The organism is Pseudomonas sp. LY-1 (assembly GCF_053502595.1).
Window position 1 is genome coordinate 4,013,649 of the sequence record NZ_CP094353.1, and the last position, 15,381, is coordinate 4,029,029.

Below are 15,381 nucleotides of genomic sequence, written 5' to 3' on the forward strand. Positions count from 1 at the left end.
TGCCCGCACAATCGCCCCATGAATCTGATCAAGGACCGAGCGGATACCGACCACACTGAATGGGAACACCTTGATGAAACCCTCGATTTTGATGCTTGCCGGCCTGCTGACCCTGACTTCCGCGGCGGCTTTTGCAGAAGGCGGCTCGGAGCGCTCGAAGGAGTTCTACAATAACTTCACCTTCACGCAGCAGAAACTCCACGGCAGTAATGAACAAACTGCCTCCGCTGACGGTAAAACTTTAAAGCGCGACACAGCTGATCAATCCAGCACCGAGGCACAACCTAAAAGTTAAGTTAACTTTTATTTAACTCGCATCCCCCTGTGCCAATCCGCTCTGTTGGCAAAGGTTAACTTGGCGCCATTCAATGGCGCCTTTTTTTGCCTGTGCCTTATTACAGTGGTTTGTTCCAGAACAACATACGCCCATGGGCCGGATCAAATACCGAGTCGTCAAAACCGAACTTGCGGTACGCCGACTGCGCCACAGCATTGCCCTCGAGCACTTCCAGGGTGATCTTGCAGCAGCCACGCTGACGGGCGATTTCCTCGACCTTCTGCAGCATTTTCTGGCTCAGCCCCAGGCCCCGGAACCGATTCATCACGGCGACATCGTGGACATTGACCAACGGGCGACAGGCGAAGGTGGAAAACCCTTCAAAGCAATTGACCAATCCCGCAGGCTCGCCGCCCACGAATGCCAGGACACTGAACGCATGCGGGCGCTTGGCCAGTTCAGCCGGCAGTTGTTGCAACAGGTCGGCGGGCAAGCTGTGGCCGCCCCCCATTGGGTCTTCAGCGTAATGATTGAGCAGCAGGGCAATGGCCTCGGCATGCACAGGATTGGTGTAGCTGGCTTGCAGCACCAGGATTTCAGGGGTATCCATTTCCGTCCTCGATAACGACAAACAAGGGAATCAGTTCCCTTTGAGGAGGACGATTGTAAGCGTGGAGCAGGCGCTAGATGAAGGAGATTAACTACAAATAGCTGCCGGAAGGCGCGAAGGTTACCCGCATCAAAAGCGGCCATAGGACTTGCACCAGGCTTTTTCCTACCCCCCAAAGCGCTGCAATTGCATCTCCTGCAAGCGGCTCAAGGTTCGTCGGAAGGGGAATTCCAGATAGCCTTCGGTGTAGAGGCTTTCCAACGGCACTTTAGCCTCGATAAACAGCGGCACCTTGCGGTCGTAGCATTCATCCACCAGGGCGATAAAGCGCCGCACGCTGTCATCGTGTACTGACAACTCGGGCAATTCGCGATCACCGGCCGCTACTCGCTGGACACCGTCCTCGGTGCCTCGGGCAATCCGTCCCGGTCGCTTTTGTGCGCTCAGGTTGGGGACCTCACCCAACAGGATCGCCTTGAAACGATCACACAGCAGCATGAAATCCATCGCTGCCAAAGGTTGCTCGCACAGGTCGGCATACCGGCACCACAACACCGTGTCGCTGGCCTGCACCGCCACGATGCAGCGATGACCGACACTGATCGGGCCATGGCGCACCGCTTGGCCCTCGCTCAATTGCTCGAACACCGCCGCCAGCGCATCCGGCTGATCGACCCAATAACGTTGCACGCCGACACCCGGGTGCAAGCGATGGTCTTCGCCACCGTCCACCGCCACCACTTGCATGTACTGCTTGATCGCCGCAATGCCCGGCAGGAAACGCTCGCGATTGAAGCCACCGGCGTAGAGCTGTTCGGGCGGTTGATTGGAGGTGCAGACCATCACCACGCCTTCTTCGAACATCACCTGGAACAAACGGCCAAGGATAATTGCATCACCGATGTCACTGACGAACAACTCGTCAAAACACAGCACACGCACCTCTTGGGCCAGCTCACGGGCCAGCGCTTGCAACGGGTCATGGGTGCCGGTGAGCTGGAACGAACGCTGGTGTACCCAACCCATGAAGTGATGGAAATGCTGGCGCCGCGCAGGCACGCGCAGACTCAGGTAAAACTGGTCCATCAGCCAGGTTTTACCCCGGCCCACCGGGCCCCAGAGGTAAACCCCGAGAATCGGCGAACGCCCTTGGTGCAAGGCTTGGTGGCAGGTCTGCAGGGCATCCACCGCACGGCGCTGGGCATCGTCGGCGACGAAGCCCAGTTTTGTGGTGGCGTATTGATAAGCGGCGAGCGGCGAGTCGAAAGTCATGCGCGCCATTATGACTTACAAGGAGATATCCAACCGTGAAATCTTGCCCTGTTCGTTCAAGCGAAAGGTATAGCGCAGCTCCAGCGGACTGCCGGGGAAGTTGCCGGAAACCACATTGCTGACCAATACCTTGCCGGTGCGATGCTGCACGTTGAGCACTTCGACCCTGGGCTGATAACGCTGCGCGGTGTCTTCCATCCAACGTGCGATGGCGGCGGTGCCGACCTGATGCGCGCCCTCATCGAACACGTTGGCGTCGTCAGCAAAACAATGGGCGACGGCCGAAGTGTCGCAGGCATTGGTTGCCGCAATGTAGGCGGCGATGGCCGGGGCCAGATCAGCGTGGGACATGGCACAGCTCCTTTGTGATGAGTTATGACGCCATGCTAAACCAGGGCTGTGTCAGTTTTTGTCAGGAGTGAACGGCGAGGAATGCTGCTGCTCCATCAACTTGCGCCAGCCCCGCAACCAATCACTGCGGCGCCCCGGATAGCGCTCGCCGCGGGACTCGGCGGCAGCCACGCGATCGGTGCGAAAGGTGCGATACGCGTCTCGCAGTTCGCACCAGGCCACGATCACCCGCACCTCATTGAGAAAGCCCAGCGCCAGGGGCCAGATCAGCCGCTGGCTCTGGGTCTGGCTCGCGTCGGCGTAATCGATGTGCAGCTTGGCCTGGTTGCGAATGGCTTCGCGAAACACATTGAGCGGTACGCGGTTTTCCGGGTAGCCGAACCCTGGCGGGCCAGGTAGCAGCGTCGGGTTGCGTAACGCTTCCTGGGCGGCGGGGTCCAGCACGTCGGCAATTTTTGCCAAGGCGTTGGCCGCGGCATGGCTCAAGACATCGTCGCCACGCTGATCCACATAGCGCAGACCAAGCACGATGGCTTCGGTTTCCTCGGCATTGAGCATCAAGGGCGGTAAAAACAGCCCGCTGCGCAACACATACCCAACTCCGGCCTCGCCAAAAATCGGTGCGCCCAGCGCGGTCAATTCGGCGATGTCGCGATACAGCGTGCGCTCGGACACCTCCAACTGCGCCGCCAGTACGGCAGCGGTCACCGGACGCTTCTTGCCCCGCAGAGCCTGGAGCAAAGTCAGTAGACGAGTGGTACGCGACACGTTGAGCCCATCAAAAAAAGAAAGTGGCACAGCTTATCAGAGCACCCTGTCAGAAAATGTCAGCAGCCGCTCGGCCGCCGATTATCCGGGACGAAAAAAAACGGTCTGTCGGCCGTTTTTTTAATTGCGTGGTTTACGCAAGGCTCTTGCTGACCACCTCGAACACATCGCTCGACAGCTCACCGGAAGCTCGAATACGCTCCAGTTCCGCCTTCATCAGCGCCTGCCGCGCGCTGTCGTATTTGCGCCAGCGGGTCAACGGCGCCAATTGGCGCGAGGCGATCTGCGGGTTGAAACCGTTCAACTGAATGACCAGGTCCGCCAGGAAACGATAGCCCGAGCCGTCCGCAGCGTGGAAGTTGATCAGGTTCTGCCCGGCAAACGCGCCCACCAGTGCACGCACTTTGTTCGGGTTCTTGATGGTGAACGCCGGATGTTCCATCAACGCCTTGACCCGCGCCAGCCCGCCCGGCAACACGCTGCCGGCCTGCACGCTGAACCACTGGTCCATGACCAGCGGGTTGTCCTTGAAGTTCTCGGCAAACACCGCCAAGGCCTTGGCTTTTTCCGCCTCGAACGGCGAATTCACCAACACCGCCAACGCGGTCAGGCGTTCAGTCATGTTGTCGCTGGTGTCGAACTGGTCCAACGTCGCCGCCAGCACTTGCGGCTTGCCACTGAGCATCAGGTACGACAGCGCAATGTTCTGCAAGGCACGCCGGGCAAAGTGCTCGGCAGCCGCTACATACGGGGTTTGCTTGGACAGTTCGCGGTTGGCCTGGTAGCGCAGCCACAAACCGTCGAACAGCTGGTCGGCCAGTTGCTTGCGGGCGAATTCACGGGCGGCATGAATGGCGTCGACGTCGGCCACTTCGCTGATTTCCGTCAGGTAGGCCTCACCCGGCAACGAGAGCATTTCGGCGACCATCGCCTGGTCCAGGCTTTCGTCGCTCAATACCGTGCGCAGTGCGTCGATCAGGCGCTGATCCAGCTTCAGCGGCTGACCCGCCTGGTACTGGCCGATCAGCTCCTGCAACACCTGCACCGACAGTTGCTGGCCGGCATCCCAGCGATTGAACCCGTCGCTGTCGTGCTGCATCAGGAACATCAACTGATCACGGGTGTACGCAAAGCTCAGTTTCACCGGCGCCGAGAAACCGCGCAGCAGCGAAGGCAGCGGCTGTTCGTTGATATCGACGAAGGTAAAGGTCTGCTCGGCCTCGGTCACCGAAATCACGCGGGACGTGCCGGCAGCACTTGCCTCACCGGCCAGGCGCAACGCGACAGCAGCACCCTTGCCGTCCAGCAGGCCCAATGCCACTGGAATCACGAACGGCAGCTTTTCCACCTTGTCCGGGGTTTCCGGGCAGCTTTGGCGGAAAGTCAGACTGTAGGTTTTGGCCGCAGCATCGTAGGAATCACTCACCGCCAAGCGCGGCGTACCGGCCTGGCTGTACCAGCGCTTGAACTGGCTGAGGTCGGCACCGTTGGCGTCTTCCATGGCCTTGATGAAGTCGTCGCAGGTCACGGCCTGACCGTCATGACGCTCGAAATAGAGGTCGCTGCCTTTGCGGAAGCCTTCGGCGCCGAGCAAGGTGTGGATCATACCGACCACTTCCGAGCCCTTTTCGTACACGGTCAGGGTATAGAAGTTGGAGATCTCGATAAAACTTTCCGGGCGCACGGCGTGGGCCATCGGGCCGGCGTCTTCGGCGAACTGGTGAGTGCGCAGGTACGCCACATCCTGAATGCGCTTGACCGTGGCCGAGTTCATGTCCGCAGAGAAGCCCGAGTCGCGGAACACGGTGAAGCCTTCCTTGAGCGACAGTTGGAACCAGTCGCGGCAGGTCACGCGGTTGCCCGACCAGTTGTGGAAGTATTCATGCGCGACGATAGCCTCGACCCGCTGATGCGCGGCGTCGGTGGCGGTTTCGGCGCGGGCCAGCACGGCGCTGGAGTTGAAGATGTTGAGGCCCTTGTTCTCCATGGCACCCATGTTGAAGTCGTTGACCGCGACGATCATGAAGATGTCGAGGTCGTACTCGCGGCCGTAGGTTTCTTCATCCCAGCGCATGGATTTTTTCAGGCTGGTCATGGCGTGCTGGCACTTGTCGATATTTTCCGGCTCGACATAGATACGCAGCGCCACGGAACGGTTGGTCATGGTGGTGAAGCTGTCTTCGACACACCACAAATCACCGGCCACCAGCGCGAACAGGTACGCCGGCTTCTTGAATGGGTCTTCCCAGGTCGCCCAGTGGCGGCCGTCTTCGCCAGGACCGCTGGCAATCGGGTTGCCGTTGGACAGCAGCACCGGGTAGCTGTGTTGCTCGGCGATCACGGTGGTGGTGAAGGTACTCATCACATCCGGACGGTCGAGGTAGTAAGTGATCTTGCGGAAACCTTCGGCCTCGCACTGGGTGCAGAACATGCCGCCGGACTTGTACAAGCCTTCGAGGGCCGTGTTGGTTTCGGGGTGGATCTTGACGCTGGTGTCGAGGGTGAAGGTCTCACTCGTGGGCTGCACGGTCAGGTGGCTGTCGGTCAACTGGTAGTCAGCGTCCGTCAATTCCCGGTCAGCCAGGTTCACGCTCAACAGTTCGAGCTGCTGACCGTCCAGCACCAGCGGCGGCAAGCCGGCGCCACGTGCGGGGTTACGGCGCATCACCAGTTGCGCGTGGACCAGGCTGTGGTCCTCGAACAACTCGAAGGTCAGGTGCGTCTCGTCGATCAGGTAGTCCGGCGCCTGATAGTCCTTCAGGTAAATCATCTTCGGTTGTTCGGTACGCATGGGTGGCATCCTTTTACTGATGCACGGCGAGCTGGTAGGCCGTGTACTTGCGAATATTGATGACCCCGGTGTCGAAGATCAGGTATTGGCCCTTGATCCCCAGCAGCGTGCCTTCGGCAATTGGGTTCTTGTCCAGGTTGAAGCTGACGATCTTGGTCGGATACTGCTCGATCGGGTAACGGATTTCGATCGGTTCAATGTCGGCAATCGTTTGGATGGCTTGTAGGCCAAAGCGTTCCTGCAAACTCGCCAGGCCCTCGGCGCAAGACGCGAACAACTCATCGCGCACCTGCTTGAGGTCAACCGATTGCGCATCGCCCTTGAGCAAGGCACGCCAGTTGGTCTTGTCGGCGACCTGGCTGCGGAACAGGTCTTCGACGAAACCGGACTGCTGGCGCGTGGACACCCGCACGATCGGCAGCGCCTGGCTGGCGCCCTGGTCGAGCCAACGCGTGGGCAATTGGGTGGCGCGGGTGATGCCGACCTTGATCCCCGACGAATTGGCCAGGTAGACCACATGGTCGGTCATGCAGAACTGCTCGCCCCACGCCGGATCACGGCAGGTGCCGGCGGCGTAATGACAACGCTCGGGACTCATGATGCACAGGTCGCACTGAGCCAGCTTGGTCATGCACGGGTAGCAATAACCCTGGCTGAAGCTGGTCTTGGTCTTGCGGCCGCAATGGCTGCAATGGATCGCACCCAGGTATTCCAGGCGCACATGGGTGCCGATCAACGGGTTGACCGGCACCTCGGTATCGCCCAGACGAAACGCATATTGAACGGTCGGCTCACCGAGTTGCGCCGACATTTTGCTGACTGCACCGCGACCGATTTCAATCAATGGATCGCGTCCGACTTGAACAGGATGTTCGGCACCGTGGTCGACTTCGATTCACACTCCTGCGTTCCCATGTAGCCGGTGCGCTGGTCTTCCGGCAGGTTCTGGATCTCCCAGGCGATCATCGCTTGCAGCGACAGCTCCCGCTGCTCGGCGGTGAGCTTGCGGCCATCAGACCATTTGCCGATTTCCACGGCGAGCTTGAGGCTCCGGTAGATGTCCGGGGTGATGTTTTCGATCATTTCAGCAAAAGAGGACATTCAGGCTCTTCCTTAACGAATAGTGGATTTGCGACGACTGTATAAACCGCCCAACAAGCCGGTCAGGCAACCGATGGCCAGGCCGCCGACATGGGCGGCATTGGCGATTTCGCCGAAACCGATCATCGAGACCAGCCCCGACAGGCACAGCACCAACCACACCAGCATCATCACCAGCACCCCACGGGGCAGGCGATAAGCCGGGTTGGGCGAGATGAGTTGATAGATCCAGCAATGCCCCAGCAGCCCATACAAGACGCCGGATAAGCCACCAAACAGGCCGGGGCCGCCATACAGGTATTGAGCGAAATTGGAGGCCAGGCTGAACAACAGCGTCAGCCCCAGCAGGTTGATACTGCCCTGGCGCGCTTCAATACGCCGCCCCAGCTCCCAGTACCACATGCCATTCATGGCCAGGTGCAGGATGCCGAAGTGGATCAGCATCGGCGTGACCAGCCGCCACCACTGGCCCGAGGCCAAGGTGTCGGCCAACGGCGTGAACTGGATGTACTCACCCATCACCCGAAACGGCAGGAAGGTCAGCCAGCTCATCGCTTGCAGGTTTTCACCGAGCAAGGTCACCGCGCCGACGATCAGGCTCGCCAGCAGCACCAGCGCTGTCACCGGGCTATGGCGCACTTGCTGAACAAACCCCGGGCGCGTGACCGCTGCCTGCTCCGGAATATCCAGTTGTTGGTCCGGATCGCCGGCCGGAAAACGTTGATACAAGACGCGCACGTCGTCGCTGATGGTCTCGGGCACCCACAACACCTGCTCGCCCGCTTCTTCACTGACGCGATGGGGCACCTGCATGCGTTGCAGCAGTTTGACGAAACCGCCCAGGTCGACGCTCAGCGGCAAGCGTAATACGGGCACGGCACTCATGTAATCACCTCGGGGCGCTCAACGTCGACCCATACGAATTTATGCGGATCGAGGCGGGTTTCCTGATCCAGTCGGTACGCCACCAGCTTGCCGTACAGCACCGCGCTGTAGTCCAGGCAGGCCAGGTTCGGACGGATCGGCGCCGGTTTGCCGCTGCGCCAGTAATGCCCGACGAACAGCACAGGCTCGTCGACGCCGTAGCGCAGCAGGGAGTTTTTTTCAGAAGACGACAACGGTGTGCGCGCCACGGGCTCCGGCAATGCATCGGGCTGGAACACGATGTCGCCGTAGGTTTTCGGGTCCTCTTCCCAGAACTTGGTGCGGAAGAACGAGCGTGTCAGGCCGTCGCCGCCGGTCAGGGTCAAACCGTCCGGCAGACGCATGTCGGTGCCGCGCAACAGGCGATCAAAGGCGTTGCAGGCGAAGCTGCCCGGCACGGCGGCGGCCTGCAGGAAATGCTGATCGATACAGCCATCGGGAAAAGTCGCGCGCAGCGGCTGGATAAACCCGTCATCCCAGCACGCATGCACCACGCGGAAACGCCCGGCGTCGACGAACAGCGGCATGTCATAGAACCAGCCGAGGAAGTCGTGCCAATCGGCCGGGTGATCCTCGAATTGGGTCAGGGTCTCGTGGATCAAGCGCTCATGCCGCGGGGTGTGCTCGCGCACGAACTGCTTGCCGCTACCCGGTGGCGCGGGCGTGGCCCAGCCCAGGGCGTTGAACTCGTGGTTGCCCATGATGCACAGCGCCTGCCCGGCCTCGGTCATGTCGTGGACAATGTGCAGCGCCTCGCGAATCCGCGGGCCACGGTCGATGATATCGCCGAGGAACACCGCCATGCGCGACGGGTGGCGCCAGGTGCCAGCGTGCTTGTGGTAGCCCAACTGGTCGAGCAGGTGCTCAAGGGTGTGGGCGCAACCATGCACATCACCAATCAGGTCGTAGCTACGCGCGGGATCGAGCATCAGTCGCCTCCACCCCCCAAGCGGCTGCCCCAGCCCAACTTGGTGCGGCACACTTCATAGTAGTTGTGGTCCAGCGGGTGGATCAGCCGCAGCTTCTGCGCTTTTTTACTCACGGTGATGGTGTCACCGGGGGCGCAGGTGAAATGGTTCTGCCCGTCGCAGGAGACTTGCGGGTAAATCTGCATGTCTTTGGAAACCACGATTTTCAGCTCACTGTTGCCATCGACCACAATCGGCCGGCTGGACAACATATGGGGGTACATCGGCACGATCACAATGGCGTCGAGCTTGGGGTGCATGATCGGGCCGCCCGCCGACAGCGCATAAGCAGTGGAGCCGGTGGGCGTGGCGACGATCAGGCCATCGGCCTTTTGACTGCACACGAACTGGCCGTCGATATACAGCTCGAATTCGATCATCCGCGTGGATTTGCCGGGGTGCAGCACGACATCGTTGAGGGCGTCGCCCTGGCCGATGGCTTCGCCGTGGCGGCGCACTTCAGCCTGCAGCAGGAAGCGGTTCTCCACCAGGTAATGGCCGTCGAGCACCTTGGCCACTTCGACTTCCAGCTCATCGGGACGAATATCGGTCAGGAACCCCAGGCTGCCACGGTTGATCCCCAGCACCGGCACGTTATGCCGCGCCAGCGCCCGTGCGGCGCCCAGCAGGCTGCCGTCGCCGCCGACCACAATCACCATGTCACAGACTTCACCGAGCATCTTGCGCGAAGAGGTTTGCAGGCCATGGCCCGGGAGGATTTCGGCGATGGTGTCTTCGAGGATCACATGCAGGTGGCGCTCGAGCAGAAACTTTTTCAGCCGGCGGACGGTGTCCAACACCTGGGTACTGCCCAGGCGACCGATAATGCCGATATTGCGAAATTGCTCCATGGGGCTCCTGCGGGATTGGGGTGTGGCAAAAAAGAACGATTATGGGCGAAAGGCCGCGTCAGGCAAAATCCTTTGTCGCCGTGAAGCCTTGATGACAACGCTTCTCAGCCACCCTCCCCTGTGTAAAAGGCTATGCTCGGACCATGACCGTGTTCTCCGACTTGCACAACCTGCCCCGCCAACTGCGCCATCCCGAGGTGCGCGACCTGGCGTGGGTGATGCTCGCCCCGCCGATGCTCGCGCAAACGCCGTGGCCGCAACGCCATCCGCTGGCCGGCAGCGACTGGGTACAGGCGCCCGACCGTCTCGAACACTGGCTGCGGCAATTGGACCAGGACAGCAGCCCCCTGCAGCATTGGCTGAACCTGGCACGCACCCGGCGCCTGGGCCTCTACTACGAACGCCTGTGGCAGTTCGCCGTGCAGCATGCGCCGGGCGTGGAACTGCTGGCAGCCAACCTGCCGATCCGCCGCGCCGGGCATACCCTGGGCGAACTGGACATGCTGCTGCGCGACCGCGAGGGCGTGCATCACCTGGAACTGGCGATCAAACTCTACCTCGGCCCGCAGGACGGCAATGGCCAGGACACCGCGCAGTGGCTGGGGCCGGGCTGTCATGATCGGCTGGATCGCAAGCTGGCGCACCTGGCCCAGCATCAGTTGCCGATTTCGGCACGACCGGAGAGCCGCGAGGTGTTGGCCGCGCTGGGCATCGCGCAGTTCGATGCCCACTTGTGGCTCGGCGGCTATTTGCTTTACCCCTGGCCTGGCCAGGCTGAACCGCCCTATGGCGCTCACCCGCAGCATTTGCGTGGGCGCTGGCTGCATCAGCGTGATTGGCGGGACTTTGTCAGCGCCAGCGCGCCCGGCCGCTGGCAGCCCTTGCCCCGACATGCGTGGCTGGCGCCAGCGCATTACCAGGCAGAAGCGGTGTGGAGCGAAGAACAGATGCTGGAATGGCTGGCGGACCTGGCACCGATGGCACCGGCTCAGTTGCTGGTGCGACTGGTTCAGAACGGCGAGGAGTGGGAGGAAGCCGAGCGGTTGTTTCTGGTGGCGGATCTTTGGCCGAATGTGCCGGGCACTCCCTGACCTGCAAGGAGCGGTTTCACCGACTCGAAGGCTCAGCCCTCATTGAGAAATATCTGTTGCGGCAACCTGAAATCACGCAGCTTGAGCAACGCCAGCGGCCCCGCATCCAATTCAGTGCGCAGGTGCCATGTCAGGTTCAGGCCGTCGGGCGCCTTGAGGGCCAGGCGGTAGCGGCTGTTGCCGTCGTCCAGTGGCGTGACCTGGGCGTTTTCCAGCAGGCGGATCAGGCCCCAGGTGCCGGGGTAGTCGCCAAACAGCCGCTCGCCGGCATGCACGCTGGTCCAGCTGAGGCTCACGCCGGGATAGTCGCTGCGCCCCGGCCAGTTGAAACGCTGCCAGTTTTCTTTCTGGTTGAAGTACTGGTGCCGGTCGCCGTTGAGGATGAAGGTGGTTTGCACCACGTCGCGCACGGGTTTGCCTTGCAGTTCAAAGCTCAGCCCCATGCCGCCGTCGGTGTAGAGCACATCGGCCAGTTCGCTCAGTTGATTGATCGCGCTCAGAAACTGCGGGTTGAAGCGCAGGCCTTGGCTGTGGCGCGGATCGGCTACCCAACGGCTACCTTCCTTGCGCAGCACGCCGCTCAATTGCTGCTGTAAAAACTGTGCGATGCGCCCGGAGTCCGCGCGGATCATCTGCCCCAACATCGGCAACGAGGCGTCGCTGGTGGTGGCGGCAAACGGGTAGCGGCTGGCGAAGGCGGCGTTCCAATGGCTGACGATCGAGCGCTGCCAGTGGCTGTTGAGGCCCGCGGCGGAGGGTTGCAACACGCGTTGCCAGGCCTGTTCCAGCGGCTGCACGAACAGCGTCTGCGCCGCCCCACCCCACTCAGCGCCCAGGCTGGCGGCCAGCAGGGCACCGTAGGATTGGGTGTCGGTGAGGTCGATGCTGCGGCCTTGAAACACGCTTTGTGCCAGGGCCTGGGTCATTTCCAGCGGGTCGGGCGCGGTGCTGATCTGCTGCAGTTTCAAACGCACCCGTGTCACGCGGGTGAGGAAGGCCGGGAGACTGAGGCCGTCCGTGTTGGACTTGTCCAGCAGCGCCAATAACGGGCCGAAGGTCGCCGCCAGCGGCCCCGTGGCGGCCTGGGCCAACGGTTCGATCGCTGGAGCCTTGTCCGGCCCGATCAGCTTTTGCGCGGACTGCACCAGCGAGTCGGCCAGGGCCTGGGGGCGGCTGCCCGCCTGCGCCTGGTAGGCCACGCTGTTCAGCAGCGCGATCAAGGGCGATTGGCGCACGTCGCTCATCAGCGTCAATTGGTCGATTGACTCATCGAGACTCGCGGCCTGCTGCCAGCGCAGGCTGTTGAGCAGATCCTGCCAGGCGCTGGCGTAGTCCTGGAAGTAGCGTTCGGTGAGGCGGGCGCGCAGTTGGTCAGGGCTCAGGCGGGTGTCGACATCGGCGGGTTGGTCGCTGAGCACCCAATCGATTTCCTCGCGGCGCGCCTCGGCGATCGCATCGATAGCTTGGCGCACCGAGCCTTCCCAGGCCTGGCGGGTGAACACGCCGGGCACGCTGGCCTCGGTGGTGAACAGGGCCTGGGCGTCGGTGTCGCCGACCAGTTGCGGCAGGCCCAGGGCCGGGTAGTGATGGGCGGCATCATCGAGCAGTTGTTGGTACAGATTGGCTTCGGCATTGCGTTGACCCAGTTGGCCGAGCAGGACCTGCCGGACTTGCGCGACCAGCCGTGCGTCAGTGTCGATGCGCCAAGCCGGGTTTTCCGCCAGGTGTTCAGCGTAAAACTGCCACAAAGTGGGGCCCAGGGCTTGCCAGAGGCCCGCGCGGGAAGGCTCGACTTCGCCGAGGGTTTTCACCAGCAGACTGGCGTCGGCTTTTGCCGGACGCGCCATCATCAGGTAGGCCTTGAGCTGGTCGTAAGCAGCACGGGCGCGTTCGGCGCGCTCGGGATTGTCCGGGGCCAGCTTGACCAGGGCCGTGAGCTGTTGGCGTAAAGCGGCGACGGCCGGGTCGCGGATCAGGCGGTTGTTGGCTTCGACGTAGCGCGGCCACACGGTTTCAAGCAACACTGGGTTTTGATTCAGGCCGAAGCGCTGATACCACGGAGCGCCGCCTTGAACGCGATCATCCAGACGCGCCAATTCGCGGACCAGTTCATGAAGGGCCTGGAGCTGTTCGTCGCCTTGTGATGCGCGCTGCAAGGTCGACAACGAGCTGTGTAACTGGGCGATCTGCGTGCGGTTGCTGATGAATGACAGCAGCAGTCCTGCGCTCCACAGCATGGCTAGGCCGAAAGCCAATGCGTAGCCAACTCGCGGCACGCTCCAACCCAGCCGGCGGCCACGGGCATTATCGCCGAGTACGCCGTGCCACACCGGGGCCACCGACCACGCCTGTTGTTGATCATGCGGCGAGCGCTGTACCGGCAGGCTGAACCACACCCCCCGCAACGGCACGCCACGGGCAAATTCGCCGGCCAGATGCGCCAAGGTGTGACGCCAACGATCAATGCCCTCGCCCTTTAAATCCCGCGACAGACGCAGCAGAAAATCATCCTTCATCACCGCGTTCATCTGCGCCAAACCCGCGCGACGCAAAGGCTCCAGCAAACGATTCAGCGCGGCGTCCAATGCCGCCGCCGAGAAGCGCGCGGGCAACTGACAGCCCACCGGCTGCGCTTTGCGCGTGTCCTGCGCCCACGCACTGCCGCAGACCTGCCAGAGGGATAACGGCAACTGCCAGCGCAAGTCACGGGCAAGGCGCTGCACCTGGCGTACACCTTTGCCCATCGCGACATCGTCGGCGGCCTGGGTTTCGTTCAGCGCCCAGACGACTCCGTCCAACGCACGCCAGCGGCTCAGCCCACTCCAGCGCTCAGGGAATGATTGATCCAGCGCGGCCTGCGCACTGCCGCCCCACAGCAGGACGGTGCCTTGGCCTTCGAGCCATTGGTGAGCGGCCAGGGTGGGGGCGATGGCTTCGATTTCGGTGGGTTCGCCGATGATGAGCAGCAGGCGGGTTTTGTGGCGCCAGAAGAGGCCGTAGTGCTCGCGTAGGTGCTCGCGCACTTTTACCGCATCTGGCGACGCGGGTTCCCGGGTCAATCGCGAGTTCGGCGTTTGGGTGACCGCCCTCACGACCTGCTGTGCCTGGCGAAGCGCCAGACGATCCAGGCCAGTAAAATGACCGGGCAGAACCAGCAGAGCGCGAACCACACCCCCAGCCCCCACAGCAGCAATTGCTTGAGCGGCATTTTCGGCCAGCCCAGATAGCCGCTGCACAAGCCATACAACAGACCACCGAGCAGCACCAGCAGCGTCATAATCAGCAGATAGCCCAACCCCACGCGAACCAACGAGCCCTTACCCACGTCCTTAACTGTTGCCATAAGGCACCGCCACTCCAATCGCCAATCGTTGGTTTCCATCCTGGCTCAGCCAACCACAGGGCTGACCCGTCGCCCCCGCTTGCAGCAATGCCAGGGACATCCCGATAAACGGCGCCAGGTGCGCCAGCACGCCCCATTGCCCGGCCAGTTGATGTTCGACTGCCGACCAGCCGCCCTCTACAAACGCAGCCTGGCTGGCTCGATCCAGTGCCAGGCAGGTGGTCGGCGCAGATTGCAGTCCGGCGTAACGCTGCATCTGTGCACACAGCTCGACGGGCGACTGGCTTGCAAGGTATTCACCGCGATGCACCAACTGCCGCCCCGGCCAGCTCACTCGCCAGAAGAAACCCGCTTCCCCCCCCAGCTCGCCCTCTTCGGCACTTGCCACCGACGCCACGCCGGCGCACAACAACCAGTCGTCCTCGCCACGGCAATCGCGATGGAAGGTATCGATCAGGTCATCCAAATCAGTCAGGTTCTGTAGCAGCAAACGGGCCTCGGGCAACACCACTCCCGCCCGGACCAACGCCTCAACGAAAGCAGCCTGGCCGCTCTCACCCCCCACCCAGGCAATTGCCCGCAGCTGTGGCCAGCACTCGGACAACCCCGGGAGGGCCAAGGTTAAACGGGCGAGATGCCGTGCCAGTGCAGGTTCACGCTCGCTGATCAAGCTCAGCGACAGTGGGCAACGCAACATGGGCTGTGTAGCGCCGGGTATCGCCAAGGGTGGCGAGACGCTTGTCATCAAGTTCAGGTAGTCTTCTTGCATGTCACCCGCCGGGCCGAGCAACAACACATCCTGCACCGGTAAACCCAGCGAGCGCCGTTGCCACCAAGCCTGCATGGCGGCCTCCAGCGCGCGCAGATACACCTTGCGGTTGAACAGCTCGATCTGCCACACCAACACACGCACCGCCAGGATCAGCGCCCAGCACAGCGGCAGCACCGCGCTCCACAGCCACCATTCCAGGCGCGGTTGCTCCTGGGGCCACAGCATCAGCAAAACGGCCGACTGCACTCCCCACAGCAGTGCC

Annotated in this window: 15 protein-coding genes; 2 read left to right on the forward strand and 13 right to left on the reverse strand. The window is 62.0% G+C overall.

The features are described from left to right. Nucleotides 1-73 precede the first annotated feature (73 nt). Nucleotides 74-295, forward strand: coding sequence for a hypothetical protein (locus MOQ67_RS18255; protein WP_046483715.1), 222 nt, complete (start codon nucleotides 74-76; stop codon nucleotides 293-295). A 100-nt stretch (nucleotides 296-395) separates the two neighbouring features. Here the strand turns inward: MOQ67_RS18255 and MOQ67_RS18260 are convergent, their stop codons facing one another. The 10 genes from MOQ67_RS18260 to MOQ67_RS18305 all read right to left on the reverse strand — a co-directional run bounded on the left by MOQ67_RS18260 (nucleotide 396) and on the right by MOQ67_RS18305 (nucleotide 9,913). Continuing rightward, entirely contained in the window at nucleotides 396-887 is a 492-nt protein-coding gene (locus tag MOQ67_RS18260; protein ID WP_017848379.1) for a GNAT family N-acetyltransferase, read from the reverse strand. 165 nt (nucleotides 888-1,052) lie between these two features. After that, nucleotides 1,053-2,159 carry a cell division protein ZapE gene (gene zapE, locus MOQ67_RS18265; RefSeq protein WP_198717870.1) on the reverse strand — a complete coding sequence of 369 codons (1,107 nt, stop codon included), beginning with the start codon at nucleotides 2,157-2,159 and terminating at the stop codon, nucleotides 1,053-1,055. Nucleotides 2,160-2,174: 15 nt separating this feature from the next. Next, nucleotides 2,175-2,510, reverse strand: a complete 336-nt coding sequence (locus MOQ67_RS18270) for a nuclear transport factor 2 family protein (RefSeq protein WP_017848377.1) — start codon at nucleotides 2,508-2,510, stop codon at nucleotides 2,175-2,177. Nucleotides 2,511-2,561: 51 nt separating this feature from the next. Then, nucleotides 2,562-3,278 (reverse strand): helix-turn-helix transcriptional regulator, encoded by a 717-nt coding sequence (locus MOQ67_RS18275; protein ID WP_026140198.1) that lies wholly within the window; start codon nucleotides 3,276-3,278, stop codon nucleotides 2,562-2,564. A gap of 133 nt (nucleotides 3,279-3,411) precedes the next feature. Beyond that, complete coding sequence (pepN, locus tag MOQ67_RS18280; protein ID WP_177031475.1) at nucleotides 3,412-6,069, reverse strand: aminopeptidase N; 2,658 nt, start codon at nucleotides 6,067-6,069, stop codon at nucleotides 3,412-3,414. A gap of 13 nt (nucleotides 6,070-6,082) precedes the next feature. Next, nucleotides 6,083-6,913 carry a DUF2797 domain-containing protein gene (locus tag MOQ67_RS18285; protein ID WP_017848374.1) on the reverse strand — a complete coding sequence of 277 codons (831 nt, stop codon included), beginning with the start codon at nucleotides 6,911-6,913 and terminating at the stop codon, nucleotides 6,083-6,085. Then, nucleotides 6,910-7,170, reverse strand: a complete 261-nt coding sequence (locus MOQ67_RS18290) for a YeaC family protein (protein WP_017848373.1) — start codon at nucleotides 7,168-7,170, stop codon at nucleotides 6,910-6,912. The genes MOQ67_RS18285 and MOQ67_RS18290 overlap by 4 nt, the downstream gene beginning before the upstream one ends. A gap of 12 nt (nucleotides 7,171-7,182) precedes the next feature. Next, nucleotides 7,183-8,055: a rhomboid family intramembrane serine protease gene (locus tag MOQ67_RS18295; RefSeq protein ID WP_017848372.1), complete on the reverse strand. Its 873-nt coding sequence runs from the start codon at nucleotides 8,053-8,055 to the stop codon at nucleotides 7,183-7,185. After that, entirely contained in the window at nucleotides 8,052-9,023 is a 972-nt protein-coding gene (locus MOQ67_RS18300) for a metallophosphoesterase (protein ID WP_046383153.1), read from the reverse strand. The genes MOQ67_RS18295 and MOQ67_RS18300 overlap by 4 nt, the downstream gene beginning before the upstream one ends. Further along, nucleotides 9,023-9,913 carry an NAD(+) kinase gene (locus MOQ67_RS18305; protein WP_003217892.1) on the reverse strand — a complete coding sequence of 297 codons (891 nt, stop codon included), beginning with the start codon at nucleotides 9,911-9,913 and terminating at the stop codon, nucleotides 9,023-9,025. The genes MOQ67_RS18300 and MOQ67_RS18305 overlap by 1 nt, the downstream gene beginning before the upstream one ends. Nucleotides 9,914-10,056: 143 nt before the next feature. Here MOQ67_RS18305 and MOQ67_RS18310 point away from each other — a divergent pair, with 143 nt between their 5' ends. Beyond that, a complete protein-coding gene (locus MOQ67_RS18310; RefSeq protein ID WP_198717857.1) occupies nucleotides 10,057-11,004 on the forward strand; it encodes a DUF1853 family protein in 948 nt (315 codons plus the stop codon). Nucleotides 11,005-11,036: 32 nt separating this feature from the next. Here the strand turns inward: MOQ67_RS18310 and MOQ67_RS18315 are convergent, their stop codons facing one another. The 3 genes from MOQ67_RS18315 to MOQ67_RS18325 are packed head-to-tail and all read right to left on the reverse strand — an operon-like array spanning nucleotide 11,037 to nucleotide 15,344. Then, nucleotides 11,037-14,063, reverse strand: coding sequence for an ImcF-related family protein (locus MOQ67_RS18315; protein ID WP_448675536.1), 3,027 nt, complete (start codon nucleotides 14,061-14,063; stop codon nucleotides 11,037-11,039). 29 nt (nucleotides 14,064-14,092) lie between these two features. After that, nucleotides 14,093-14,347: a hypothetical protein gene (locus MOQ67_RS18320; RefSeq protein WP_198718810.1), complete on the reverse strand. Its 255-nt coding sequence runs from the start codon at nucleotides 14,345-14,347 to the stop codon at nucleotides 14,093-14,095. Next, a complete protein-coding gene (locus MOQ67_RS18325; RefSeq protein ID WP_104904544.1) occupies nucleotides 14,334-15,344 on the reverse strand; it encodes a hypothetical protein in 1,011 nt (336 codons plus the stop codon). Before MOQ67_RS18325 ends, MOQ67_RS18320 begins: the two co-directional genes overlap by 14 nt. Between the last annotated feature and the right edge of the window lie 37 nt (nucleotides 15,345-15,381).